This is a genomic window from Acetobacterium wieringae (assembly GCF_026646375.1).
Lineage (GTDB): Bacteria > Bacillota > Clostridia > Eubacteriales > Eubacteriaceae > Acetobacterium > Acetobacterium wieringae_A.
This window is the reverse complement of sequence record NZ_JAIPPU010000070.1, coordinates 1-302: the sequence shown is the minus strand read 5'-3', so window position 1 is coordinate 302 and position 302 is coordinate 1. Positions and strand designations below refer to the sequence as shown.

At 56.0% G+C, this 302-nt stretch carries 2 tRNA genes; both read left to right on the top strand.

The features are described from left to right. Positions 1 to 72: 72 nt before the first annotated feature. Positions 73 to 146, top strand: a tRNA-Ile gene (locus Q7P33_RS18010). A 4-nt stretch (positions 147 to 150) separates the two neighbouring features. Further along, positions 151 to 226: transfer RNA gene (locus tag Q7P33_RS18005), tRNA-Trp, on the top strand. Positions 227 to 302: the final 76 nt, after the last annotated feature.

The following is a 302-nucleotide window of genomic DNA, read 5'->3' as shown; positions in this document are numbered from 1 at the left end:
GCGCACATGGTTTGGGACCATGGGGCCGGGGGTTCGAGTCCCTTCACCTCGACCATTAAAAAATGCAGTTGGCCTTTAGCTCAGTTGGTTAGAGCGCCCGGCTCATAACCGGTAGGTCCGGGGTTCGAGTCCCTGAAGATCCACCAATTTAGGGGTATAGCTCAGTTGGTAGAGCGTCGGTCTCCAAAACCGTGCGCCGGGGGTTCGAGTCCCTCTACCCCTGCCAAAGTAAAACTGTTATATTATCTTCGAGGTGTAGCGCAGTTTGGTAGCGCACATGGTTTGGGACCATGGGGCCGGGG